The 25,629-nt window shown below is 44.5% G+C and carries 26 protein-coding genes; 9 read left to right on the top strand and 17 right to left on the bottom strand.

Features of this window, described 5'->3' with window-relative positions:
- Positions 1 to 29: 29 nt before the first annotated feature.
- The 11 genes from ribB to rpiB are packed head-to-tail and all read right to left on the bottom strand — an operon-like array spanning position 30 to position 9,763.
- The gene (gene ribB, locus OH456_RS14285) at positions 30 to 1,142 is read right to left on the bottom strand and encodes a 3,4-dihydroxy-2-butanone-4-phosphate synthase (RefSeq protein ID WP_124939890.1); all 1,113 of its coding nucleotides are present in this window, start codon (positions 1,140 to 1,142) and stop codon (positions 30 to 32) included.
- A 13-nt stretch (positions 1,143 to 1,155) separates the two neighbouring features.
- Positions 1,156 to 1,998, bottom strand: coding sequence for a sugar phosphate isomerase/epimerase family protein (locus tag OH456_RS14280; protein WP_270033704.1), 843 nt, complete (start codon positions 1,996 to 1,998; stop codon positions 1,156 to 1,158).
- Positions 1,999 to 2,014: 16 nt separating this feature from the next.
- Positions 2,015 to 2,923 carry an AEC family transporter gene (locus tag OH456_RS14275; RefSeq protein WP_270033703.1) on the bottom strand — a complete coding sequence of 303 codons (909 nt, stop codon included), beginning with the start codon at positions 2,921 to 2,923 and terminating at the stop codon, positions 2,015 to 2,017.
- 2 nt (positions 2,924 to 2,925) lie between these two features.
- A complete protein-coding gene (locus tag OH456_RS14270) occupies positions 2,926 to 3,702 on the bottom strand; it encodes a triose-phosphate isomerase (protein WP_270033702.1) in 777 nt (258 codons plus the stop codon).
- Positions 3,699 to 4,331, bottom strand: a complete 633-nt coding sequence (dhaL, locus tag OH456_RS14265) for a dihydroxyacetone kinase subunit DhaL (RefSeq protein WP_062457366.1) — start codon at positions 4,329 to 4,331, stop codon at positions 3,699 to 3,701. The genes OH456_RS14270 and dhaL overlap by 4 nt, the downstream gene beginning before the upstream one ends.
- 2 nt (positions 4,332 to 4,333) lie before the next feature.
- A complete protein-coding gene (locus OH456_RS14260) occupies positions 4,334 to 5,335 on the bottom strand; it encodes a dihydroxyacetone kinase subunit DhaK (RefSeq protein WP_270033701.1) in 1,002 nt (333 codons plus the stop codon).
- A 17-nt stretch (positions 5,336 to 5,352) separates the two neighbouring features.
- Positions 5,353 to 6,363, bottom strand: a complete 1,011-nt coding sequence (locus OH456_RS14255; protein WP_096443718.1) for a 4-hydroxythreonine-4-phosphate dehydrogenase PdxA — start codon at positions 6,361 to 6,363, stop codon at positions 5,353 to 5,355.
- An 18-nt stretch (positions 6,364 to 6,381) separates the two neighbouring features.
- Positions 6,382 to 7,665: a TRAP transporter large permease gene (locus OH456_RS14250; RefSeq protein WP_006073799.1), complete on the bottom strand. Its 1,284-nt coding sequence runs from the start codon at positions 7,663 to 7,665 to the stop codon at positions 6,382 to 6,384.
- Positions 7,662 to 8,237, bottom strand: coding sequence for a TRAP transporter small permease (locus tag OH456_RS14245; RefSeq protein WP_231892927.1), 576 nt, complete (start codon positions 8,235 to 8,237; stop codon positions 7,662 to 7,664). The genes OH456_RS14250 and OH456_RS14245 overlap by 4 nt, the downstream gene beginning before the upstream one ends.
- Positions 8,238 to 8,293: 56 nt before the next feature.
- A complete protein-coding gene (locus OH456_RS14240) occupies positions 8,294 to 9,277 on the bottom strand; it encodes a TRAP transporter substrate-binding protein (protein ID WP_006073802.1) in 984 nt (327 codons plus the stop codon).
- A 39-nt stretch (positions 9,278 to 9,316) separates the two neighbouring features.
- The gene (gene rpiB / locus OH456_RS14235; RefSeq protein WP_006073804.1) at positions 9,317 to 9,763 is read right to left on the bottom strand and encodes a ribose 5-phosphate isomerase B; all 447 of its coding nucleotides are present in this window, start codon (positions 9,761 to 9,763) and stop codon (positions 9,317 to 9,319) included.
- A gap of 430 nt (positions 9,764 to 10,193) precedes the next feature.
- On the opposite strand from rpiB, the gene glpX reads away from it, so the two are divergent.
- From glpX to OH456_RS14220, 3 genes are all read left to right on the top strand, one after another.
- Complete coding sequence (gene glpX, locus OH456_RS14230; RefSeq protein WP_270033700.1) at positions 10,194 to 11,201, top strand: class II fructose-bisphosphatase; 1,008 nt, start codon at positions 10,194 to 10,196, stop codon at positions 11,199 to 11,201.
- A 40-nt stretch (positions 11,202 to 11,241) separates the two neighbouring features.
- Positions 11,242 to 12,216, top strand: a complete 975-nt coding sequence (locus OH456_RS14225) for a sugar-binding transcriptional regulator (RefSeq protein ID WP_006073807.1) — start codon at positions 11,242 to 11,244, stop codon at positions 12,214 to 12,216.
- Positions 12,217 to 12,392: 176 nt separating this feature from the next.
- The gene (locus OH456_RS14220; protein ID WP_270033699.1) at positions 12,393 to 12,641 is read left to right on the top strand and encodes a hypothetical protein; all 249 of its coding nucleotides are present in this window, start codon (positions 12,393 to 12,395) and stop codon (positions 12,639 to 12,641) included.
- Positions 12,642 to 12,735: 94 nt separating this feature from the next.
- On the opposite strand, the gene OH456_RS14215 is transcribed toward OH456_RS14220, so the two are convergent.
- The 4 genes from OH456_RS14215 to OH456_RS14200 form a co-directional block, all read right to left on the bottom strand.
- The gene (locus OH456_RS14215; protein WP_006073810.1) at positions 12,736 to 13,920 is read right to left on the bottom strand and encodes a D-alanyl-D-alanine carboxypeptidase family protein; all 1,185 of its coding nucleotides are present in this window, start codon (positions 13,918 to 13,920) and stop codon (positions 12,736 to 12,738) included.
- Between the two features lie 476 nt (positions 13,921 to 14,396).
- Complete coding sequence (locus OH456_RS14210) at positions 14,397 to 15,671, bottom strand: dicarboxylate/amino acid:cation symporter (protein WP_270033698.1); 1,275 nt, start codon at positions 15,669 to 15,671, stop codon at positions 14,397 to 14,399.
- A gap of 83 nt (positions 15,672 to 15,754) precedes the next feature.
- Positions 15,755 to 16,987: an NAD(P)/FAD-dependent oxidoreductase gene (locus tag OH456_RS14205; protein WP_198557983.1), complete on the bottom strand. Its 1,233-nt coding sequence runs from the start codon at positions 16,985 to 16,987 to the stop codon at positions 15,755 to 15,757.
- 284 nt (positions 16,988 to 17,271) lie between these two features.
- Positions 17,272 to 18,552 carry a sensor domain-containing protein gene (locus OH456_RS14200; protein ID WP_006073814.1) on the bottom strand — a complete coding sequence of 427 codons (1,281 nt, stop codon included), beginning with the start codon at positions 18,550 to 18,552 and terminating at the stop codon, positions 17,272 to 17,274.
- 302 nt (positions 18,553 to 18,854) lie between these two features.
- On the opposite strand from OH456_RS14200, the gene OH456_RS14195 reads away from it, so the two are divergent.
- The 6 genes from OH456_RS14195 (at position 18,855) to OH456_RS14170 (ending at position 23,985) form a co-directional block, all read left to right on the top strand.
- Positions 18,855 to 19,133: a hypothetical protein gene (locus tag OH456_RS14195; RefSeq protein ID WP_006073815.1), complete on the top strand. Its 279-nt coding sequence runs from the start codon at positions 18,855 to 18,857 to the stop codon at positions 19,131 to 19,133.
- Positions 19,134 to 19,411: 278 nt separating this feature from the next.
- On the top strand, positions 19,412 to 20,611 hold the full coding sequence (locus tag OH456_RS14190) for an ABC transporter substrate-binding protein (RefSeq protein WP_270033697.1): 1,200 nt from the start codon (positions 19,412 to 19,414) through the stop codon (positions 20,609 to 20,611).
- A 22-nt stretch (positions 20,612 to 20,633) separates the two neighbouring features.
- Complete coding sequence (locus OH456_RS14185; protein ID WP_270033727.1) at positions 20,634 to 22,340, top strand: ABC transporter permease; 1,707 nt, start codon at positions 20,634 to 20,636, stop codon at positions 22,338 to 22,340.
- On the top strand, positions 22,306 to 22,953 hold the full coding sequence (locus OH456_RS14180; protein ID WP_270033696.1) for an ATP-binding cassette domain-containing protein: 648 nt from the start codon (positions 22,306 to 22,308) through the stop codon (positions 22,951 to 22,953). The genes OH456_RS14185 and OH456_RS14180 overlap by 35 nt, the downstream gene beginning before the upstream one ends.
- A complete protein-coding gene (locus OH456_RS14175) occupies positions 22,947 to 23,552 on the top strand; it encodes a CDP-alcohol phosphatidyltransferase family protein (RefSeq protein ID WP_270033695.1) in 606 nt (201 codons plus the stop codon). The genes OH456_RS14180 and OH456_RS14175 overlap by 7 nt, the downstream gene beginning before the upstream one ends.
- Before the next feature lie 85 nt (positions 23,553 to 23,637).
- Complete coding sequence (locus tag OH456_RS14170) at positions 23,638 to 23,985, top strand: YajD family HNH nuclease (RefSeq protein ID WP_006073826.1); 348 nt, start codon at positions 23,638 to 23,640, stop codon at positions 23,983 to 23,985.
- A gap of 58 nt (positions 23,986 to 24,043) precedes the next feature.
- On the opposite strand, the gene dkgB is transcribed toward OH456_RS14170, so the two are convergent.
- Positions 24,044 to 24,850, bottom strand: coding sequence for a 2,5-didehydrogluconate reductase DkgB (dkgB, locus tag OH456_RS14165; protein ID WP_270033694.1), 807 nt, complete (start codon positions 24,848 to 24,850; stop codon positions 24,044 to 24,046).
- 143 nt (positions 24,851 to 24,993) lie between these two features.
- Positions 24,994 to 25,593: a TetR/AcrR family transcriptional regulator gene (locus tag OH456_RS14160; RefSeq protein WP_270033693.1), complete on the bottom strand. Its 600-nt coding sequence runs from the start codon at positions 25,591 to 25,593 to the stop codon at positions 24,994 to 24,996.
- Between the last annotated feature and the right edge of the window lie 36 nt (positions 25,594 to 25,629).

The following is a 25,629-nucleotide window of genomic DNA, read 5'->3' as shown; positions in this document are numbered from 1 at the left end:
TTTTTGATTATTAGTGTCATGGTTAACGATTAAATGGGTTCAATATAATCCACAACCTCCAGACCAAAGCCAGACAGCGAGTGGTATTTTTTGTCTGCCGAAGACAGGAGATTCATCTTGGAGACACCGAGGTCAGCAAGGATCTGGGAACCAACTCCTACCTGTCGTGATGAGCTGGTTTTCTTGCTTTGTGGGTAGTTTTCCCCTTGGTCTAACGCCTGATAACGTTTTACTTTTGCTATCTGCGACTCGGTACTATCCTGCCCTTCTAGGATCACCAATACCCCTCCTCGATCAGCAATGGTGGCCATGGCTTTGTTTAGTGTCCATGATGATTGAGATTCGCGAGTAGAGAACAGCACATCTTGGAAAGTGTCTTTCACATGAACTCGAACGTTAGTCGGCTGCTCATCAATACTCCCCTTCACCATGGCGTGATGAATTTGGTTATCCACGGTATCTTTATAAGTCACCATTGAGAACTCACCAAATTCTGTCGGGATCTGACAGCTTGCAACGCGTTTAATGGTCGTTTCTGTCGCGTTTCGGTATTCGATAAGATCGGCAATCGTCCCTAGTTTAATGCCGTGCTTTTCAGCAAACACTTCCAATTGCGGACGTCGAGCCATCGTGCCGTCGTCATTGAGGATTTCAACGATAACTGAAGCTGGCTCGTGACCAGCTAATCTCGCTAAATCGCAGCCTGCCTCTGTATGCCCAGCGCGAACCAACACCCCGCCATCTTTGGCCGCCAACGGGAAAATATGCCCCGGTTGTACTAAGTCTTGAGGTTGCGCACCTTTGGCAACAGCAGCCTGCACAGTCACTGCTCGGTCCTCAGCAGAAATACCAGTCGTGACACCTTGCGCTGCTTCAATCGATACGGTAAACGCGGTTGCCCAAGGCTCAGTAGGATTTTGAACCATAGGGAACAAATTTAACTCTTGGCAACGCTGCTGCGTTAATGTGAGACAAATCAGCCCTCGACCATGGGTTGCCATAAAGTTGATATCTTGGGCTGAGATACACTCAGCCGCCATCATAATATCGCCTTCATTTTCACGATCTTCATCATCCATTAGGATGACCATTTTTCCTTGTTTATAGTCTTCAATGACATCTTTGATACAGCTAATTGGCATAAGAAAACCTATGTTATTGTTCGGCAAGTTGTTGAATGTAGGACACGCTAGATTGTAGTGCTGCTACAATGTTTTCCATACTTTCTGGCGAGCGCCCACGAATTGGGAAGGTGTCTTTGCGTCGATACATACGCAGGGGCTTTTCAATACTGAATGGCAGTTGACGGTTAGCAAGCGTCTGGATAATTGGCTCAAAGTTAATTACCCCCTGCCCTAGCGCTGGGAACGTAAACTTGTCATCATGAATTTGCACATCTTTAATGTGGAAATGCTGACAGAAAGGCAACGCCATCTTAGCTTCTTCACTCGGGCTTAAATTGGGTACAAGAGAGACTGAGTTACCCGGATCGAAATTTAGCGCTAACGCATCATGATTAACTTCTGAAAGCATTCGAACACCATCGTGAGCCGTCGCAAACGCATTAAAGTTATGATCACCACCATTCTCAATGCAGATGACACAGCCCTTGTCTTTGGCGTATTCCGATAACACTTTAAGATTGGTGATAATGGTTGCACGATCGGCAATGGGACCAGTACAGGTATTAAGGTAAGTCACTCCTAGATGATGAGCAAAATCGATTCTCATCATAAAGTCATCTATCGCACTCGGTGCCGCCAAATTCATGGTACAGCCCAGCGCATCTGATTTAAGTTGCTCTTTCTCTAAAAGAGACAATAAGTATTGAGCATGGCTCTCGGAGAACATGTCACTATCAAGTTGACCAACATAGCCTTGGTTGAAGGCAAATTCGACTTTACCTAAGCCCAATTGACTGATTGTTTTCAACGACGTTTTTAAATCATGTCCATCAAAAATCGCCGTATTGATGGCTAATCTATCTAATATTCCCATCACATTAATCCCTTAATTATGTTACTTGGAGCACCTTTTCCCATGTCACTAGCGACACCAACGAGAGCATAGTGGTGAACAGTATCACGCTCGCCGTTGCTTCTTTTGCCACCTGGTATCGCTCAGACAATAAGTACACGTTAATACCCGTTGGTAGACTGGCTAGAATCACCAGGACTTGAACTTCAATTTGAGAAAGTTCAAATACCAAGCTTGCGAAGAGCAGCATTGTTAGTGGAAATACGACGATTTTCACAGTAAGAAGAAGTAACACTTTCTCTTGCATTAATGAGCGGAACGGATAGCAACTTAGGCTTGCACCAAGAATAAATAAAATAACCGGAAGAGCGGCCCAGCCAATGAGCGCGAGGCCATCAACAACTGCCGGATAAAGAGTAATGCCCCATACATTAATCAATAACCCTGTGGCAATTGCGAGTAGAATCGGGTCGGTCACGACTTTTTTATAAGAGTAGAAACCCGGCTCCCCCGAACGAATCATAAGTATGTTGACCATGGGCAACACCACGACCAAATTGGTCACGATAATTCCCATCAAGATCAATTCAGCTTCTGGACCATACAGTGAGAACACCAATGGCCCCCCAATACCAACGGCGTTAGGGTACAGCGCAGAAATCGATTTGATCGTCGCCGCCGCAGCAGTGTCATTGCCTTTGACGGAGAGCCAAAAACGGACGGCGAAAAATAAACCTCCCAATCCCAAACCATAAGTAGCTAGTAGCTTTGGTGAAGGAAGTTGAGAGAGGTCAGCCTGAACAAGTGAAGTAAAGAACAAACAAGGCGTGAGATAACTGAAAGCCACATTTCTACTCCAATCAATGCGACTTTTCGTCATGATTGGTAACGTTTTGGCGACTAACAGTCCAAACACAATGAGTGATAGTAACTTCACTTGCTCCATAGTTAGTGCTCCAACTTGCTATTGGCAATACTGAGCAGTTCAACGTAGCCTTCGGCATTCCATGCCGTACGACCAACAAACACGCCATCAATATTGGCTTGGTCTAGTAGCTCTGAGGCATTAGTTAGATTGACGCTGCCACCGTATAGAAGTACCACATTATCCGCGACCTCTTGACCATAGCACTCCACCAGTGCATCACGGATTGCGCAATGTACCTTTTCGGCTTCTTCTTTGGTTGCCGGAGTGCCTCCTTCCCCAATTGCCCATACAGGCTCATAAGCAAGAACAACGTTGGCTACTTTATCTAGAGGAACGTCATACAACGCAATTTTAACCTGACGCACAACAGACTCTACTGATACGCCCCACATCTTTTCCTCTGCGGTGTCACCGACACAAACCAGTGGCGTTAGGCCATGCTTTAAAGCCGCGAGTACTTTAAGATTGACGGTTTTGTCCGTCTCGCCAAACATGGCGCGTCGCTCAGAATGACCGATCTCCACAATAGAGACACCACAATCTTTCAGCATCAATGGTGACACTTCACCGGTAAATGCTCCGCTGTCTTGCCAGCACATATTCTGTGCGCCAAGTTTGATCGCATCTGCATTTATCGTTTGTGCCATTTGAGAAAGGTAAGGGAATGGCGGAATAACAAAAGGTTGAATTCGGCCATCTGACCGTTCGACCGCCTGTTCCACTGCCGCTGCCCATGACTCTGCCGAGGCAGCGTCTTTGTTCATTTTCCAGCTTGTGCCGACCCAGATTTTCTTCATGCTGGAACCTGCTCGCACGCATACTCAGACATGAACTGTAAGATAAGAGACATAGAAACCGCGCCTGGGTCTGGATGACCCAGTGAACGCTCGCCAAGAGTTTTCGCTTTACCAGTTGTGGCAATCATATCTTTAGTTGCTTCAACACCTTGCTTGGAGGCAGCAGCAATTGCAGGTAGGTTTTTCGTCAAGTCACCAGAAAGTTTTTCAGATGCTTCAACAGCTGCTACTAGGGCATCAATCATCGTCTTGTCCCCTGGTTTTGCACCACCACGGTCATAAACACCTTGCAAGCCGCCGGCTAAGAATGTCGCCAGTGTTTCGGTATCTAGTTGCTCTGCACCTTTGATGGACTTAGCACCGCTACGGAACAAGGTACCAAAGATCGCCCCAGAAGCCCCGCCCATGGTAGCCATCATAGTAGAGCCAATTTTCAGCATCAGCTTACTGACATCTTCTGGTTGAAATTCGTCCGTCAGCAGCGTCTGAACGGCTAGAAAGCCTCGCTCCATACCTATGCCGTGGTCACCATCACCAATCGCTTGATCATACTTAGTCAGCATAGGTTCGCTATCGACCATGTTCTTTGCCACATAAGCCATCATGTTTTTCGCTGTTAATACATCCATTGTTATTTCCTCAAAGCAAATGATTCACAAGGTAGGTCGTAGAGCGCTTTCAGCTCATCATCCAGTTTTAATAAAGTAATTGAGTAGCCAGACATTTCCTGAGACGTACAGTAGTTACCGACTAACGTGTCATGAACAGTGATGCCGCGCTCTGCCAGAAGCGCATGCGCTTGCTTGGTAGCAATAAGAAGTTCCATATAAGTCGATGCGCCTAGGTTATTAACCAAAAGACACACTTCATCGCCAGATTGATACGGAAGATCAGTGCACAGATCATTAATGAGACGGGTGACGACTTCGTCAGCAGAGGTCATTTTCTCGCGGGATACGCCCGGTTCACCATGCAACCCCATACCAATTTCTAGCTCATCATCTGGCAGTTCAAAGTTAAAGGTATTGGTTTGTGGTACTGAGCCCGCCGACAATGCCACGCCAATTGAGCGGGTGTAGTCGCGAGCGCGTTCAGTCACTGCCACAATTTGGTCAAAGTCATCGTATTTTTCAGACGCTGCACCCGCGATTTTTAGCACGTATAAATCACCCGCTGTACCGCGTCTTTCTTCGATTTTTTCTAGCGGTGCAGAAGCCACATCATCCCAAACACGAATGGTGTGAGTTTTGATGTCATCATCGTCCGCAAGTTCGGCAGCAATATCGAAATTCATATTGTCGCCCGCATAGTTACCGTAAATGTAAATCACGCCTTTGCCATTGTTGACCGCTTCAGTCGTCTGCAAAATCACGTTAGGAGCAGGAGCGGCGAAAATATCGCCCAGAGCCGCGGCATCCGCGAGCCCCTTGCCGACGTAGCCTGCAAATAATGGCTCGTGACCTGCACCACCACCTGTCACGATAGCGACTTTATCCTGAGGAAATTCGGTACGCATTGCTGCGGTAATACCCGGTAAGCCTTCCAGCTTGCCATTCATCGCAACTAAGAGACCATCAAATTGCTCTCTTGCCACCGCCATTGGATCATTAATCAGTTTTTTTGGCTTTCTCATGGGGTTCACCATTTGATTTATTGTTGTTTTAGTTGATAACTAGTCGCCATTCTTGTGGTCAGCTTCAGCGCATTTTCCATTGCAGGCGTTGAGGCAACATTCTTGCCGTAAATATCAAAGGCAGAGCCGTGGTTAGCGGTTGCGATTGGAATTGGGATTCCTCCCTGAACTGTTACACCGCGATCAAAGCCCATCATTTTCAGCGCTGTCGCGCCTTGGTCGTGGTACATAGAAACAATCGAATTCATCGATTCTTTCTCTACAACCCACATAGTCGTGTCACCAGGGAATGGCCCGAATGCTTCGATGCCTTTTTGCTTCGCTTTTTCAATTGCCGGTGTAATAGTGGTAATTTCCTCATCACCGAACAGTCCACCTTCCCCACCGTGTGGGTTAAGAGCTTGAACGGCAATTCGTGGCGACTCAAAACCTGCAGATCGCAATGTTTTGTCCATCAGCTCAATGGTTTCCAAAACCGAATCAACCGTGAGGTTATCGACAACATTCTTGAATGGAATATGAGAGGTAACGCGACCAGCCCAAATGTCGTCAACAACGTTGACTTCACAACCAAATCCTTGATACCCAGTTAGCTCTGCAAACCACGACAGTTCATCACGGTGAGCCAAACCTGCCATGCTCATCGCCTGCTTATTCAAAGGCGCAAAGCAAATACCGTGGGTTTTATGGGCTAGGGTTAAATCAACCGCTATCTTGAGTGTTTCAAGCACATAAGTTCCGCCTTGCGCCGTGGCTTTACCGTACTCAATAGGCTCGGCATGAGAGCTGCTAAATTTCAGTAGAACAGGCTTATTGTCGACAAAATTGGCTTGCTCGAATGAATCCACCACATCGTAATCAAATGTCACCTGCGCAATATCCATGCCTTTGCGAAGTTCGTATTCATCAGCAATGATAAGAATATTGGCTTGCTGTCTGTTTGCCTCGTCAGCGAGCACCTTAACCGCAACTTCAGGGCCAATTCCGGAAGGGTCACCTAATACAAGAGCAATAGTCGGTTTAGTCATGTTTTAATTCCTTGAAAGTTATTTATAAATGAAGTCCACAAAACCTACAGAGAGCGCGGGTACATACGTTGCCAGTAGCAGTACAAAGAACAGTACTCCAATGAACAGTGCGTTGACTTTTGTTACCTGCCAAATGTCTCGTTTCGCAATAGAGCAGGCCGTGATAAGTACACTTGCCACGGGCGGCGTTTGCTGACCGATAGAGATGTTCAATGCCAGCATAATTCCGAAGTGGATTGGGTCGATACCTAATTCATGAATCAGTGGGAGTACGATAGGTACAGTTAGAATGATGGCCGCAGCGCCGTGCAGGAATACACCAACAATTAAAAGCATCACGTTAAGCATCATGAGAACAACGTACTTGTTTTCAGAGATACTTAAGATGCCAGCTGCCATTTGTTGTGGTACTTCTTGCTCGGTTAGGAACAGACCTAGTACTGCCGAGGTTGCGACAAGAAGCATAACTACTGATGTACCTGTCACCCCTTCCATCATCGCTTTATAGAACAGCTTTAGATCCATCTCACGGTAGATAAAGATACTGATTACTAACGCTAGTAACACCGCGATGCCCGCTGCTTCGGTCGCGGTCATAAAGCCTGAAAGGATGCCACCAAGAATAGCGAACGGCAGCGTTAGCGCCCAAAATGCATCTTTAAATGCTACCCAAAGCTTACGAAGGCTAAACGACTCTTCTCTTGGCAAGTTGTATTTGACCGCGTAGTAGTAACACACTCCAAACATGCCAGCTGCGCCTAGGAGACCCGACACGATGCCTGCCACAAACAGCTGTGAAATCGACACATCTGCCATCGCACCGTAAATAATCATTGGTAACGATGGTGGAATGATCACCGCTAAAGAAGCTGAAGACGATGTGACCGCCGCAGAGAAGCTTCCTGAATAACCACGTTTTTTCATCGCTGGAATCAAGATAGAACCTAGCGCGGCAACGTCGGCCACTGCCGAGCCAGAAATCTCAGCAAAAATCATCGAGACACCAACATTTACCATAGATAGGCCGCCGCGAACGAAGCCTACAATAGCGTTAACGAAATTGATCAATCGAAGAGAAATACCACCGGTGTTCATTAGTGCACCAGCGAAGACAAATAATGGAATAGACAGTAGCGTGAATTTAGAGCCACCCTCAAACATTGCCAGCGCAGCGTTGTAAATTGCGTCAATGCCTGACGTCGCGACCATCCCAACAATAGCAACCGCTCCGATAGCAACACCAATTGGTACATTAATCATTACTAAAGCGATCAAACAAAACAAAACGACTAACGCACTCATTTCACAGCCTCCATTGCTTCTGACATATCCTTTTTGGCATCACGAATTGCTTCTTTTATTTCTTCGTCTTCTTGCGTTGAACCATCACAGAGTAAGTTCCATGCTTTTGGCAATGAGCAGATTTGTGCCACGATAAACAGCACCGCTCCAATAGGTAACGCGGATTGAGCAAAGGAAAGTGTAATAAAGTCGAGACTCGTTAATGTCTCTTCTCCAAAAATCTCCAAAATGTAGTAACTGGCCCAAGCAATCACTGCAAAGAATCCAATCACCACCAGTTCACTAAATAAGAACAGCGCTTTACGTAATGGCAACGTCATGCTCGCCACTAAACCGCCAAAGCCCATATGAGATCGTTTGATTGCACAAAGCGCTGAACCATAGAAGGTCAACCAAGCCAACAAAATAGCGGAGACTTCGTCGTACCAATAAAGAGAAGCACCACTAAAGCGTGAAAAAACCGCAACAATGATAATGGTGCTGAGTGCGAGTAAGATCGTCATTGAAATAGCGATCAACACTTTTTCTAGAACGCTAGAAACTCTATTTAACACAGCTAGAAAAGACATCATAAACCCTCGCGAAAAACACATGAGTGGCTGCACCCAAGGTGCAGCCAAGGAACTTCTTAGTTAGCTGTTGCCATTGCTTTATTTAGCATGACTTCGCCGTTGTTTACGTTTTTCACAAAATCGTCGTAGATAGGTTGGCTTGCATCTACGAAGGCTTGACGGTTCGCTACGTTAAGCTTCATACCGCCAGCAACCAGCTTATCTTTCAGTTCGCCTTCTAGCTTCGCGGCTTCTTGATAACCCCACTGCTGTGCTTGCTTAGCAGAGTCTTCAAGCACTGCTCGAACTTCATCAGGGAATTTCCCATAGTGGCGTGCACCTGCAGTTAGGTATGCTGGTGTGTACACGTGGTTTGTCACACTCAAGTAGCCTTGCACTTCATGTAATTTCGCTGCATAGATGTTGGTATACGGGTTTTCTTGCCCATCGATAACACCAGTTTGTAGACCAATGAATACCTCACTGAAGCTCATAGGCGTTGGGTTAGCCCCCCAGTTTTTGAACATCTTCACGCGCCATGAACTGTTTGGTGTGCGAATTTTCAAACCATCAAGATCTTCTGGTGTGTTAACCGGGCGCTGCGCATTAGTGATGTTTCTAAAGCCGTTTTCCCAAAAACCGATGACTTTATAACCTTTCTTTTCAGCAGCCGGCGCGATATATGGCCAGAATACTTGCTCCTCGATCTTAGCGACATGGTCACGATCTGAGACTAAAAATGGTAGTTCAAACAACGCCATTTCTGATACATGCGTTGGTAGTGTTGAAGTGAGTAGAGCCAAGTCTACTGTGCCAAGCTTCAACTTCTGCTGCACATCTTTATCTTTACCTAATTGAGCTGCACCAAAGAACTTAAGGTTGTAGTCAATACCTTGTTTTTTGAATTCTTCGTTTGCCACTTCAGTAAAATATTGTGTCGTGTTGTATTGAAGTGAACCTACCTGCGCGCTAGTCGCCACTTTTAGGTCTTTGGCAAATGCCGCTGAAGAAAGAACAGCAGACACAGCGAGTGCAGTAAAAGTAAGTGTTGTTTTTTTCATTTTAGTTTCCACGTTATTCCATTAAACATTGAGGGAGGGTTATCCGATAAATTCTTTCTCTATCTCCTTAATTCTATTTACCTTAGGGGTCGAGGGTCCGTCAGAAAACTCTGAATCTAACCATGTATCTAATATCGCTTTTGCGAGCTCAGAACCGATCACGCGAGAACCCATTGTGATAATTTGCGCGTCGTTGCTCTTACGAGCTCGCTCAGCAGAAAACGTATCGTGGCAAAGTGCAGCTCTAATACCTGGTACTTTATTTGCCACAATAGATACACCGATTCCGGTACCACAAAGAATGATGCCGCGTTCATGCTTTCCAGCACTCACTGCTAAGCTGACTTCTTTGGCAATATCCGGATATAGTGATGCGTTCTCTGGGTCGATTCCGTAGTCGACATACTCAATACCTTTCGCAGCTAAATGAGCTTTCAAGCACTCCTTCAAATCTACTGCTGCGTCATCACATCCAATTGCAATCATGTCGCTATCCTTATGTTCATTTGTCCATCGAGATTGCAAATGATATTGAACTTTTATTCCTAAAAGTTACAGATGAACATCTTTCAAATGAGATATCAGTCACCAAAACAATACAATTTATTAACATTATCGTGATCAACCTAGCCTAAATTCCAATTTAATAAATGCCTGTAGCTTTTATAAAACAGAACATACCTTAGATCTTGAAGAGAATTTATCTTTAAATTATTCAATAACTTAAAATCAATTAGCAAAATTATCACCACTTGCTTAGTAGAGCATAAGCTCTACTCTATAACTGTAAAACACCCAGTTTGATAGTTTGTTCACACAAACAAAGAAATGAGAACGCGAACATTCTAAATGCATTGTTCAGATGTTATATTGACTGAACATATGAACAACACCTATAACAAAAGGACTTGCCAAAATGCATAACGAATTAGGTTTAACGCTTTCTCAAGTAACTGAATCAGCAGCACTAGCTGGATACAAATGGCTTGGGCGTGGAGATAAGAACAAAGCAGACGACGCAGCGGTAGCTGCAATGCGACATCAACTTAACGAGTCACATGTCGACGCGACTATTGTCATTGGGGAAGGAGAAATCGACGATGCTCCCATGCTGTATATTGGTGAACAGTTAGGAAAAGGCGGAGCTGCTATTGACATTGCTGTAGACCCTATTGAAGGCACACGAATGACGGCTATGGGACAATCGAATGCCCTCGCGGTGTTAGCTGCCGCTGAAAAAGGTACATTGCTTCAAGCTCCCGACATGTATATGGAAAAATTAGTTGTCGGCCCAGAGGCGAAAGGTGCGTTAGATTTAACACTCCCTATTGAAGAGAACATTCTCGCTGTCGCTAAGAAACTCAATAAACCAGTACAAGATATTGTTGTCGCAACGCTCGCAAAACCGAGACACGATGCCATCATTCACACTATGCAATCGATGGGTGTCAGAGTCTATGCTTTCCCAGATGGGGATGTCGCCGCTTCCCTACTCACATGCATGCCAGAAAGTGATGTTGATATGATGTACTGTATTGGTGGAGCACCTGAAGGTGTTGTAACAGCAGCGGTAATACGTGCATTAGATGGAGACATGCAGGCTCGATTATTAACGCGTGATGTAGTCAAAGGCGAAACCTTAGCCAATATCAAACATGCCAAATCAGAGCGCCAACGCTGTCAGGAGATGGGGGTAAGTGAAAATGTTATCTTATCGCTCAACGACATGGTGAAAACCGATAACATTGTGTTCTGCGCAACGGGTATTACCAAAGGTGACCTCCTTGATGGTGTTCAAAAACATGGGTCGTACCTCACAACTGAAACCTTACTTATACAAGGTCACAACAGAACGATTAGAATGATAAAGTCTAATCACGACCTAAATAAAACCAATAAAGAACTACTTAAGCTTATTGCTTAGCAATCTATTGCTTGCAGTGATACGCCTTTAAAGGAACAGAATGGACTTAACCAACATAGAACAAACAGAAGAAACTAACCTTCTGACTGAGATTGCCGTAGCCTATTATCAAGATGGTGCAACACAAGAAGAAATATCAAAACGTTTTGGTCTGTCACGTGTCAAAATAGGACGCTTACTCAAACGTGCTAGAGATCAAGGCATTGTCGAAATCAAAGTCAAGTACCATCCTGTTTTTGGCGCTAAGCTCGAGGAGCAGCTCAAAGAACGCTTTGGTTTAAAGCGAGCTTTAATAGCACTAGATCAACCGACCGAAGATGAGCAACGCGCACTATTAGCCGGTGTCGTTTCTACCTACCTTTCCTCAACGTTAAAGGACGGCATGATTGTCTCAATCGGTCAAGGACGTAACGTCTCGTCTGTATCTGAGCATATCGGCGTCGTTAATCCGAAAAAATGTACATTCGTTTCTAGTATTGGAGGTATTCATCCCCGTGGTGGCATGCTCAATGCGGACCATATCTCGCGGCGCTTTGCAAAAACTTTTGGTGGCGTTAGTGAAACCTTGTACGCTCCTGCTTATGTTCGCAACCCCGATCTTCGTAGAGCCTTGCTTGAAGACGAAACCGTTCAGCAAACAATGGACATCGCAAAAAAAGCCGATGTGGCATTAGTCGGAATTGGTGACTTGAATGAAAGTAGCTATATGGTGAACCTAGGCTGGTTTTCAGTTCAGGAAATGGTCGAAGCACGAATCCAGCAAGGTGTAGTCGGTGAAGTCGGCGGTTATGATTTTTACGATATTAAAGGCAACGTCCAAGATACCAAAATGAGTAACCGTGTAATCGGACTAACCATCGCTGACTACCAAAAAATCCCACAGGTAATCGCTATTGCTGCAGAAAGCAGTAAACCACTGTCAATTGTTGGAGCTTTGCGTACAGGAGCGGTAGACATACTAGCGACTAGCGTCGCCAACGCGATCACCATTCTTAATTTAGACGCTCAGCAATAAAATAGCCGTGCAATGTAACAACTAGTGCATTGCACGGCTTCAACTTATTGTTCCCGTTTACTTCACATTTCTCTCAGTTGACAGGAAAAGTCGTGTTTTCTCTCTTATCCTAAACAAGACGCCATAGTGACATTATTGTCATTATGACTTATCAAGTAACGATTCTAGGAGCTTCTATGGGAAAACTGATGCTAAAAGTTATTGTGCCAGCTCAAATGCATACAGGGATGACAATGGCGCCTGACCCAATGCCACAGTATATTGGAGCAGAATCACTTCTACCTAACGGGTTGCTACCACCAATGATAGCTGGAGCGACGGTTATTGGAGGCCAAAAGGTCGGGAGCAAATGGATGGGGTGTACTTACATGAAAGCTCCGTATGTGATTCCAGGATTTGCCGAAGTTGAGGAAACCCCTTTTTAGGCAGCAATGACCTATTTGCCTACCTATTTCATTCCGGTACCTACCTATTCAAAGAGTAAGTACCGGCACTTGTGTTCAAACTAATCCCAAAGAATTAACTCTCCCAAAGTCCTTTTGTATCAGAGAACAACGACTTAAACCAAAGAACAACTGAGTCCCATGCTCGTTTAAAAATAGAGCCTTGCTCTACATTAGACATGGCAATCAGAGGCTCTGAGGCAATTTCATCATTACCAACACTCCAAGTGACATTACCAATGATATCTCCTTGTTTCACGGGAGCAACCAACGGTGCGTAGATTTCGGTTTCCTTTGTCACTCCACGGCTGTTACCGCGAAGGTAAGTCGCATAAACATCATGATCAAACCCCACGTCAATATTGGCGTTTTTCCCTTTCCAAACTCTAATCGTCGCTTCACTTTCGTCCGCTACGGCAAGTTGGTCTGTTTCATAAAAACGGAAACCGTAATTGAGAAGTTGTCTTGATGCTTCCACGCGAGTTTGAGTACTTGGTGTCCCCATGACTACGGAAATCAGACGCATCTGTCCTTGTGTCGCTGAACTGACTAGGCTGTACCCTGCATCTGAGGTATATCCAGTTTTTCCACCGTCGACATTAAGAGAGTTATCCCATAGCAGTCGATTGCGGTTGTATTGCTTAATATCCGCCCAAACAAAGCGTTTTTCTGAGTATATTTCATAAACCTCTGGCACATCTTCGATGATCTTTCTCATCAATATTGCCATATCGTTTGGCGTAGTGTGAATACCTTGCCCGTCTAAGCCATGTGCATTAATGAACTGAGTATTGTTCATACCCAAGTTCACTGCCCACTGATTCATCAAGGCAACGAAACCACTTTCCGTTCCGGCTACATGTTCAGCAAGTGCGACCGCGGCATCATTTCCTGATTGAACAATCAAACCACGCAACAAGTCTGCGACCGTGACGTTGTCACCCGGCTTAATGAACATTTTGGAAGAATCTGGAAATTTAACTGACCACGCGTTCTCACTGACCGCTACTTTACTATCCCAAGAAGTACGGCCATTTTCGATTTCTTTGCCAACTACATAGGCAGTCATCAATTTTGTTAAACTAGCAGGTGCTAAAGCGGCATCTTGGTTGCCTCCCACGAGTATAGCTCCAGACTGATAGTCCATGAGCACGTAGCCTTTGGCATTAAGAGTGGGTGGGTTTGGTGTCACCAACGCCGCGACAGACACCGATGAACTCAAGGCTAAAGACGCAAACAGCAGTGACATAGTTTTATTCATCTCACGGACTCCTTATTCTGTGAGCACTCCGTTGAACCACCGATTTAGGGAATCTTGACTACAACTCGTCATTTGAAACATCGGCATCAACACGGAGCAGAAAGATTTCTTTCCCCCTACCCACAAACTAGAATAATATTCGCAAGTTAGCTCAGAATTTTTGTAAGATTTATTACGGCATCTCGAAATCACTCTTCGGGGTATTGCTCGCTACAATTATCGCCTACTTTACGCAACTCTCTCCTTTACTCACCTCACGTTTACTATATTGTTTTATAGCCACCTACTTATTTTGGTATGTCAGTAATACGGTAAAAAGCAACACAAAAACATCTCTATCAAAGTTCAAACATCGAGTTTATGATTATTGAGTACATACTTTGTAACAATGCGCCATCTGAAACCTATCTAATCGCCGCCGTTTGCCCTGTTGGGTCATGCACCGATGTTATTAAGTATGCTCGGTCCCCCCTTCTTTACATCGCTTCAGGTGAACGTACCCCCTTAACATCATCTGCTTGATGCCACTTTTCCACGACCAGTGATGCAATCAAATCACCCTCTACATTTACTGCCGTTCTGAAAGTATCAAGGGGACGTTCTATAATGAGCAGAATGGCTATTGCTTCGAGCGGGATTCCCGCCGCCAATAAAACCATCTGCATCCCAGACATAGAACCAGAAGGCATACCGGGTGCCCCAATTGATGAAATCATCGCCATAATAAAGATCATCACCAAGCCCGTGGTGGTTAAATCAACACCGAACAATTGTGCTAAGAAGATTGCCGCAACGCCCTCAAATAAAGCCGTTCCATCCATATTCATAACTGCGCCTAACGGTAACACCATACTGCTCGTGCTTTGTGATACTTTAAGCTCTTGTTCTGCTACTTGCATCGAGAGTGGTAACGTAGCCGAACTGGATGACGTCGCAAATGCCATCGCCATCGGTGCATAGATCGCTTTAAACAGAGTTCTATAACTGATTCCCGTCACCAACTTGGCGATTGCTGGCAGAACAACTGCACCGTGGAACACCGTCAATAAGAACACGAGTAAAGCAAATAAGATCAGTTGATGAAACAAGCCACTGTTGCCGTTGGTGGTAAACTCAAACACGATGGAAAATACAGCGATTGGTGCCAATTTAATGATACCACTGACTACCGTATTGACGGCTTTGTTCAGTCCAGACAAGGACTCAAAGATACTGTGTTTCTCTGGCAACGAAACCAGCAATGCAATACCTAGTAAAAATGAGAATGTTACAATTGCTAGCAGATTCCCTTGAGCTAAAGCTGCTACAGGGTTCACCAACGCCATATTCAGTAGCTTTTCCACAATGGCGCCCCCCGTTGTGGACTCTGTGTCAATGAGTTGGACATGACTTTCTAAAGGCACATGACTAATGAGCGGTTGCCATGCTGGTAACAATAGCGAAGCACCAAGACCTAAGCTGACCGCTAGAAGTGTTGTGGAAGTATAAAACAGTAGTGTGTGGCGTCCGATGCTCTTCAGTTTGACCGTCGAGCCTATACTCGTAATGCCTTGTAGTAGCGACAGCATAACCACGATACCTACAACCATTTTTAACAAGCCAATATAGGTGACTTTACCTAACATAATCAGCTGATACCAACTCGTCTGAGTCAGGTTATTAGGTAACGGTAGAAAGGTCGCTATACTCCAAGCGAGAAACGCAGCAAACAACAATTGCAGTGGTAGAGAAAGACGCAGTTTTGCCCACATGATGGTGATATCCATAAACGATGAAACGAGTAACGAGAAGGCTCATTGGCCTTCTCATCTTTGAACCTTGGTGCTAGTAACAATTAAGAGATGTTGTTTCTATAAAATGGATTCAAAGCACTTTTTAGTCGCTTCAGAACCACCAATGCCGTGACTCGACCCCACCCAAATAAGATACGCTGGTGAAGTCTGAAAATAGTATCGTAGAGATTGCGAACTAATCGCCCACGTAAAATCAGTTTATTGTTCATCAAAGTACCCACCGCGTAGTTGTGGCCCACCGCGATAACCATCCCACCGTCTTTGAAAATAAACGGCTTAATGGTTTTGCCTTTCAGCAGTCGTTTGATCTGATTCGCTAAATGTCCTGCAGCTTGATTAGCTGCCTGTGCGCGAGGCGGGACAAAACTGCCGTTGGGCTGAGGACATTCCGCGCTATCGCCAATCACGAAAATGGCATCATCAAGAGTGGTGACTAGATTAGCGTCTACTTTTAATTGATTTAGCGCGTTGGTTTCTAGACCATCAAGCGTTGCCAGCCATGGTGCACACTTGATACCAGCCGCCCATAGCTGCAAGTTAGCGTTAATAACCTCACCGCTATCAGTCACCAATTTACCCGCGTCGGCACGTTTAATGCGGGTCTCCGTTTTCACTTCGACACCATTTCTTACCAAGGCCTTACGCACTTTCTCTGACATGCATCCTGGGCCAGCAGGCAAGACTCGACTTGACGCTTCAATCAGAGTAATGGTGAGATTCATGTCATGGCGATAACGTGTCAGTTTCTGACTGACTTTTGCCAATTCGGCCGCCAGTTCCACACCGGTTGCTCCAGCACCGACGATCGAGATTCTTTGCTCACCTTGCGTACGTAACAATGGATTTATCTGATCCCATGCTTGTTGTGCTTGCAAAGCGGAGTCTAAAAATAAGCAGTGTTCACTAACACCTTCTGTTTTGAAATCATTACTCACCGCACCAACGGCGATCACCAAATAATCGTAAGCCAACTCAGAGACCATACCTTGTTGATCTTGAATCTCAATGGTCTTTTGACCTCGATTTAGCGATTTCATCGATGCCTGAACGTATTGATATTGATTGCAATAGCTATGTTGTAAATAGCTCACCGCATCAAGCTCCGAATCAAAAGTACCAGAAGCAATTTCATGTAAACGCGGCTTCCAATAATGGTGACTAGCGGACTCCACCAGTACGACCTCGTGTTGACCTACACGGCCAAAACTTCTTCCTAAACGAGTAACTAATTCAAGGCCGGCTGCACCGCCGCCTACTACCACGACTTTTGACATCGTATGCTCCAATAACTGTACAACCAATCTAGATTGCGCTCTAAAACCAATTGTTTGCGCAAACCCAACGCCTGACATCAAACAGAATGGCGACATTGTATTGGAACGATTTATTATGATAATCCAGCTAAATTCATATTAACTTATACAGATTTGTAATAATGAATTTGACCATCAAAGTATGACACTCTGGGATGTGGGACGAGTTTGAGAGTGGTCCTAAATAAACGCGTTTAGGGAGACAGAATGGTGTTTCAGTCGCTAACGGCCTTAACTCAGCAAATTTACATTAGGCTTTTCTTTTTATAATCAATAAAGTAGCTAGAGGAACCTTGAGTTTTCTTAGCTTCATACATTGCAGTATCAGCGATATGTATTGCTTGCTGAATGTCAATATGTCCACTTAAACACAGTGTGGTACCTATACTGAGCTCTGGCGTTACCTTATCACCATTATGAACATCGATGGGGTGAGATGAGACTTGCAATAGATGATTAGCGATACTTAGAACATGTTCTCGACTATTAAGTCCAGGTAATACGACCAAGAACTCATCTCCACCTAATCTTGATACCACGTCCGTTTGTCTAGTGAAATCCTGCAATCTCTCGGCAAGCGCTACCAATATTTCGTCTCCTATCACGTGACCATAGGTATCGTTGATCACCTTAAAATTGTCGATATCTAGAAACATAAACGCGATTTTCTCTGAACGATTCCAGCAATGGCAGATCATTTCTTGAAGTTTCACGTCTAGAAGGCGGCGGTTGGGAAGACTCGTCAAAGGATCAAGGTTCTGCTTTTCTATGACGAGTTGCTCTCTAGCCTTTCGTTCAGAAATATCACGGACGATAGCCAAAAAATAGTTCTCACCATTAAACTCCACCATACTGATGTTAGCCTCGATAGGGATCTCAACTCCATCTTTACGTTTGTGCGTTGCTTCGACGAAACGATTTTGAGCTTGTTTCATTTTTTCAACGTGGTCTTTCCAAGTTATTTCTCTATTAAACAAAGGGTTGATATCTGGCACAGTTAGACGTAACAGCTCCTCTTTGGTGTAGCCTAGACGTTGATAACCAAGTTCGTTGCAGTTCAAGATCTGACCAAATTCCATATCGACGACATAAATCGCGTCATGTGATTTACGCACTAGTTGGTCAAGTAATAATTCAGCGGCTTGAGATTGTCTTGGCCCAGACAAATCAATTATTTGCGAAACTAAACGGGTAATATTTCCTTCATCATCACATTCAGCAGACATATTGAGTAGAGCTAATATTGAATGGCCGTCTTTGTGAATATACCGTTTATGGGTTTGAACGGAGTCAGTTGGGTTTTCAAGAAGTTGCGCCCTTATCCGCTTATTTAGCGCAAGGTCGTCCGGGTGAGTAATAACAACACTGTCAGACATTAACTCGGCTTCCGAATAGCCGAGCAGTTTACGCAAAGCAGCATTAGTATATTCCAACTTACCTGTTGGTAAGCTAATCGCTGTTGGTATCGGCGTTATATCGAATAGCCGACGAATAGAGTTGTCCATTTGAGCGGAATTTTTATCCATACCATCCCCGCTTTTCTATAGTCGTAACACGTGAAAGCTAGCCAACATGTCACTACTGTACACAGCCCAGAACATTAAAATATGTATCACCAATGCTGACTGTCTTTTGATTATTGTTCAGAAACTATAGCCAAAACTTAAACAGAATATGCTTAATCTTGCCCGATAGAATGGTGTTATTAATCAATTACTCAAAAATGAGACATTGTCGTACAGGCGTTTTATCTACCTATAAAGTGGCATTCTATCGCGTGAGTGACTGGCTTATTATTCTCCCCAGTTAAACCACAAGTACTTTGCCAATGACCTCCAAACCTAGTCTTACTGATGCTACTCTGCAACTCATTTCCGACGTTAAGAAACAATTACCTCTTTACTCCGAGGATACGTTTGTTTGTGGTCCTGATAATTCTTGTATCGGCTGTCCTAAAAAGTTAATGGAATTAGTAGAGACCGAAGTAAGCTACTGGGAATCGGCATTATCACGTGGAATTACACCCAACTTTGAAGAACTCAGAAGGTTTGGAAAGTTGTGTTCTAGTGTAAGACGAGGATTGGTTCGAAACGGTCTTGTTAACTAAGCACGATCACTCGTATTTTCCGATAATATTGTCACACGGATGTGAATCTCCCTTCCTTTTCTATTTCTATTGATTTACCCACTTCTATTACTGACAAATTAAATATCAACATCTTGAAATTTAATATCTTGTCTAGCGGTCTAGTGCTTTGAACCGATATTTTTTGGACGACCTCAATAGATAGCCTCAAGACTATTGATTATCGTGTCTCAACCTTTAGTATCAATTGTTAACAACAGGGCAAGGTTCGCCACAAACAGTATAAAATGGATAACATAATGAATAATAAGATGTTCAAATCTGCAGTGCTTTCCACTCTCGCAATGACGGTCTCTTCTTGGTCAACCGTTGTCTCTAGCGAAACACTCGACGTCTCTAGCGAAACACTCGACACGACTCAATGGAATTCGGTATTAGAACAAGCCAATGGACAAACAGTATACTTCCACGCATGGGGAGGTAGCCAAGAAATTAACCGTTACCTCCAATGGGCAGGTAAAGAACTAAAAGACCAATATGGCGTTAACTTTAATCACGTAAAAGTCACCGACATCGCCGAAACTGGCTCTCGTTTACTCGCTGAAAAAGCAGCAGGAAAAAATGACGGTGGCAGTGTCGATATGGTGTGGATTAATGGTGAGAACTTCAAATCCATGAAGGACAACGCCCTACTTTATGGACCTTTTGTATCCAACCTTCCGAACTGGCAATACGTCGATAAATCGCTTCCCGTTGACAGCGACTTCTCAGAACCAACGGAAGGGCTTGAAGCACCTTGGGGAGTGGGTCAACTCGTGTTTATTCACGATACACAAACTCTCAATAACCCACCGACGTCTTATATGGAGATGCTCAACTACGCTAAAGCGTTTCCGAATAAGTTAAGCTACCCAAAACCGCCAGAGTTTCATGGTACTAGCTTCTTGAAGTCTCTGTTAATTGAGCTTACAGATAACGATCCTGCGTTAGCAAAACCCGTTTCAGAAGCTGACTTTCAAGGCGTCACCAAGCCGCTTTGGGATTATCTGGATGAGTTTCATAAGGTTGCATGGCGGGCTGGTAAGCAATTCCCTGCCGGAACCGCTGAAACAATCCAATTACTAGACGATGGTCAGCTTGATCTAGCTATTACTTTCAATCCAAACGCTGTCTACTCTGCTCAAGCGAATGGTAACCTTAGCGATACCACTACCGTGTATGCAATGGATAGTGGTGCATTGTCCAACATTCATTTTCTTGCAATCCCTTGGAATGCTAATGCTAAAGCAGGGGCTCTAGTCGCTATTAACTTCCTACTGAGTCCAGAAGCACAATCGCGAAAAGGTGATATCGCAATTTGGGGTGACCCTTCGGTACTCAGCAAGCAATATCTCACTGGCAGTGCAGCGAAAACTCAACAATTTAAGTCTGTCGCCGAACCTCACCCAAGCTGGCAGAGCGCCCTTGAGCAAGAGTGGCTCAAGCGCTACGGCAGCTAACGGCTTACGAGATAATAAGATTATGCTTAGACTGTTGTACGTCTGTTTAGTCGTTGTCTGCATTTTCCCTACAGTACCTGGTTTACTTGGGGTGGTGATATCCTCTTTGGGTTATATCCCCCCTTTAGGTCTACATCATTTTGATTTAGCCGGATTCAATCAGGTCTTTGCATGGCAAGGCGTAGAAACTTCTATTTTGCTGACGTTTAGCTCCGCAATACTGAGCAGCTATCTCGCCTGCTTCTTATCCTTTGCCATTATTGCCTCTTGTTGGAACAGTAGTTGGTGGAAACGAATCGAACTATCGCTATCTCCTTTACTTGCTCTGCCTCACGTCGCCTTTGCTATTGGTTTTGCTTTTCTGTTTTCTCCTACCGGATTTGGCGCGAGAGCCTTAGTTGACCTTTTGGGAATGGATCTAAGCGGAAACTCTGCCAGTTCAGCTTGGCTAGTCAAGGACCCTTATGGCGTTGGCTTGACGTTGATGCTAGCCCTCAAGGAAGTACCGTTTATACTGCTGATGAGCATCCCAATACTACGACAACTTAGAGTCAGTGAGTCACTGCGTATCGCTACATCACTCGGATACACTGAAAGTGCAGCTTGGTGGAAGATCATACTGCCACAATGGTTTACTAAAATTCGATTCCCGATGCTCGCAGTGATTGCCTACAGTTTATCTGTCGTCGACGTTGCTTTAATTATCGGACCAACTAACCCACCAACCTTCGCTGTCTTAGTTTGGCAATGGTTCAATGACCCCGACCTGAGCTTGCTTCCCCGCGCCAGTGCTGGTGCTGTTGTGCTATTTGCTATTGCTTCAATCTTGATTGGTATCGCTCGTCTCATCGAGCATCTCGTCGTTGCCATTTGCAATCAATGGCAATATTCAGGTCGTACATCGCTGCGCATTCCTGGCAAACCAATATTCACCGTACTTGTATCCATTGTTGCCGCCATGATACCGCTGACGGTTATTTGGACATTTGCGCAGCGTTGGCGTTTTCCGGACGTCTTACCAAGCCGCTATACATTGCGTTTCTGGGAGTACGAATGGGACGGTATTTTTGAAGTGATGGCACAGAGCTTGACCATCGGGCTTATCTCGGCAACGATTGCTCTCATACTTGCTGTTGTAGGACATGAGTATCGCAATAAATATCGCTTACATATACCAGGTTACGTCATTGCGATTCCCATGCTATTGCCGCAATTAAGTATCCTGTTTGGATTGCAAGTTACCACGCTATTGCTTAGTGACTCGAGTTATTTGCTTTGGGTTTGTTGGTCACATGTATTCTTCGCCTTCCCGTTTGTCTTCCTTGCACTAGATGGACCATGGCGCGGCTTCAATAGTAAGTTTACCCAGGTATCACTGAGCCTTGGGAAGAGCCCTATTCATACTTGGCTGCATGTCAAATTGCCGCTTCTTTTCCCTGCAATGGTATTTGCATGGGCGGTAGGCATTAGTGTGAGCCTTGCTCAATACTTACCTACGCTGGTATTAGGAGCAGGTCGAGTTGCCACTATTACAACCGAAGCGGTAGCCTTATCGAGTGGATTCGATCGCAGAGTCACCGCCATCTATGCACTCTTCCAGGCTTTCTTACCACTACTATTTTTCTCTGTTGCCGTATTGGTTAATCGCATTCACTCTCGTTATCGACGAATCAAGATCAAAGGACTTTTATTTAATGACACTATCGCTGGCAAACCTCACCATCCGTAAGAAGGAAGGCGAGGTGCTGTTTTCTGACTGCAGTTTCAACGTAAAACAGGGCGAAATATTGACGCTAATGGGCCCAAGTGGTTGTGGAAAATCCACGCTGCTTGACGTCGTTGCGGGTCATCTGTCGTCAGAGTTTGTCTACCAAGGACAAGTTCTACTCGAAGACAAACGTATCGACATGCTAGAACCACACAAGAGAAAAGTCGGAATTTTGTTTCAAGATGACCTGCTGTTTCCTCATCTCAATGTATGGGAGAACCTTGCCTTCGCCTTGCCTAATCGAATTAAAGGAGCTGAACGACAAGAACATGCAATGAACGCTCTTGCTAGTATTCAACTCAATGGTGTGGCTAATCATTACCCAGAGCAATTATCCGGAGGACAACGTGCCCGTATCAGCTTAACACGAATGCTGCTCGCTGAACCAAAGGCCGCCCTACTTGATGAGCCATTCAGTAAACTCGATAAAGAGCTGCGGGTTCAGTTCAGAGATTGGGTTGTGGAACAGCTTCGCAGTGCCAATATTCCCGCTTTAATGGTCACACATGATGAGGATGATATTCCGGATGGCAGCCAAGTCCTTAAATGGCCTTGGGAGAGTGCAGCATGTTAGACAGCATTAGTATCAAAGTTATTCGCTGGCCGTTATCTCAATCGGCACGTGTGCTTAACCGATTAGGGATAACAGCCAATCAAACTACACTATTTGGCTTCGCTTTGGGTTGCCTTGCTTTTCCTGCTTTAGCGTTTGAGCATTATTCCATCGCCCTGATGTTTATTTTGTTAAACCGAATTTGCGACGGTCTTGATGGTGCTCTAGCACGTATTCAAGGGATTTCAGATGCCGGAGGTTTTTTAGATATAAGCTTGGATTTCTTATTCTACTCACTGATACCGTTTGGTTTTGTTATTGCCAACCCGGAGCAGAATGCCATTGCTGGCGCTTTTTTGATTTTCTCTTTTATCGGCACGGGAACTAGCTTTTTGGCATTCGCTGTGATGGCAGGTAAACGCGGTATTGAGAATCCAGTTTATCGTCATAAATCTTTGTACTATATGAGTGGCCTTACCGAAGGCACCGAGACCATCGGTTGCTTTGTTCTTTTATGCTTATTACCTGAACATTTTGCTACCATTGCGTTCGTCTTCGGGGCTGCGTGCTGGTTTACAACGTTCACTCGCATTTATTCAGGGTTTCACACATTGCGATAAACGCTACCGAAATCAAGTTAGAACCCACTTTTGTTGTGGTACATTCAGCATTAGTTGTTTCGGTTAATACGATGAAAGGATCGATATGTCTTCAGACTACTTTGGAACCAGTGCAGCCTACGCACGAAAAGAGAGCGATTACCGTGAGAAAGCCCTTAAGCTTTATCCGTGGGTATGTGGAAGCTGCGCTAGGGAGTTTGTCTATTCAAACCTGAGAGAGCTAACGGTCCATCACAAAGATCATGACCACACGAATAACCCAGATGACGGAAGTAATTGGGAACTTCTATGTTTGTACTGCCATGATCATGAGCACTCAAAATATACTGAGCACGATTTATACGGTAGCGAAGTAAAACCAGGAGAAGATAACCATCAGGCCGCTACGCATAATCCGTTTGCAGACTTAGCAAATATGATGAAGAAAAAGTAAGCGCGTTAAACGAAAAACGTCAGGGCTTACCCTGACGTTTGTTTCACCCATTCGAAACTTAGTCCCACTCAGGAGCGAAGTCTGGATTGGCTAATCGATGCCCTCTATCCAGTTTCGAGATACTCTCCATATCTTCATCGTCTAATTTAACGTGAACATACGCTAAATTACTTTCGATGTTCGCTTGCTTAGTCGATGATGGAATAGTCACAAATCCACATTTCGCCATCCAAGCCAATACGATTTGAGCAGGCGTCGCTCGATGTTTGTCGGCAATATGTTTTATTGAACCATCTTTAAGTACATCCCCATACGCAAATGGCATGTAACCAGTCACAATCATATTTTGTTGACGGCAATACTCCACTACTGGTTGATTCTGAAGGTAAGGATGAACTTCAACTTGGTTGGTATAAAGCACGTTATCGCCCAAGATTTCGATTGCCTGTTTCATTTGAGCAACAGTGAAATTAGATACGCCAATATGACGAGCGAGTCCACTATCTTGAGCTTGTTTAAGTTCTTTAAGGTACTCTTCCATTGATACTGCTTCATCTTTAAGAGGCCAATGAATAAGAAGTAAATCCACATAGTCTACTTGAAGGTCTTTTAAGCTCTCTTGTAAGCTCGGTATAAATGAGTCTTTTCCCAGTTTATCCATCCAGATTTTGGTGGTTATATAAAGCTCCTGACGAGGAATTCCGGAATCTGCTATCGCTTGCCCCACTTCTTTTTCATTGCCATAAATCTGAGCGGTATCAATGTGGCGATAGCCAGCATTTAATGCCATTTCAACAGACTTATAAGCATCGTCGCCTTTTAAACGAAAAGTACCAGCGCCAAGAGTTGGAATAGAAAGAGACATAGTTTTTCCTTGAATATATTCGGTGGACACTCTTATCCAGCAAGAGTCAAAGTTAAAACTTACTATAACTCAGAATCACAAAGTGTGCGCCACCTCTAAAACTATATAGTTTTAGAGGTATTTAAGTTTTCAAGTGTTGCCGATTAACTTTCAGGTGCAAATGTTTTTAGTACTGAAACAACAATGAGCTCAATTTTTTCTTGGAGAACTGTTTCATCCGGTTTAGACGCCAAATCTAACACTTGCGGCCAAAACAGTAGACCTTGCAGAACACTGAGGTAAAAGCTTGTAATAGTCTGAGCATCTTTAGCACACAATTTACCATCAGCAATCGCTTGCTCGAACCAACGAGTAACAGCACGTGTTTCATAGATTCGTTGACTGATATTCTTAGCTAAGTCTGGCTGACGGAAAAACTCCATAATGATGGTGCGCGAAAAAGCAATACCGTAAACATCATAAGAAATATTGACCTCATTGACCGTAATCGCCATCAACTGTTGATGCAAACTGCTGTCGCCGTTGTAGGGGTAATGCCCCGCTCTCTCGATACCATCTTGTACGATCGCCAACACTGCTTCAAACAAAACTTCTTTACTCTCAAAGTGTCGATATAACGTTCGTTTAGAAACTTCTGCTGACGTACAAACGTTATTCATGTTCGCAGCTGAAAAACCGTTGTCGATAAACTCTTTTTTTGCTGCATCAAGGATTGCTTTTCGCTTTTGTTCTGAGCGAGTCATTCGTTATCTCCTATTCATTGATACCGAGTCTAACAA

It is taken from the genome of Vibrio sp. La 4.2.2, assembly GCF_027586995.1.
GTDB lineage: Bacteria > Pseudomonadota > Gammaproteobacteria > Enterobacterales > Vibrionaceae > Vibrio > Vibrio mediterranei.
The sequence above is the reverse complement of the archived record's forward strand: the minus strand, read 5'-3'. Positions and strand labels throughout refer to the sequence as shown.